Annotated in this window: 1 protein-coding gene; it reads right to left on the bottom strand. The window is 57.1% G+C overall.

Annotated elements, in window-relative coordinates; all coding sequences use genetic code 11:
• The coding region (locus E5Q11_RS17385) for a WD40/YVTN/BNR-like repeat-containing protein (RefSeq protein ID WP_410111159.1) at positions 1-350 on the bottom strand (350 nt) is incomplete at both ends.

Genomic DNA, 350 nt, shown 5'->3' on the forward strand with positions numbered 1-350 from the left:
GTCCATCACCCCTTCCCTGTCATCACGGAAATAGGGCCGGAAGCTCTCACCGCCGTCGCTGCTCATCAATACGGCGCCGCTGTTGCCAACCAGCGTAATACGGCCATCTTCCGCTACCACGCCGTCGTTCAGCGTCGCCCCACCTTCATTTGGGACCACCTTCCAGCTTTTTCCCATATCCGTAGACTTGAAAGTGGTTCCACGTAACCCGAAGACCAGGACTTCATTCACATTGCCTGTGCCGCGTGCACCAAACAGTGAACCCTCGTAAGGACTTTCGCGCTGCTCCCAGGTGTCGCCGTTATCGACTGATACGAAGATCTGGCCGGCTTCACCGGCAATAACCAGGG

Origin of the sequence: Marinobacter confluentis (genome assembly GCF_004785685.1) — a bacterium.
Lineage (GTDB): Bacteria > Pseudomonadota > Gammaproteobacteria > Pseudomonadales > Oleiphilaceae > Marinobacter > Marinobacter confluentis.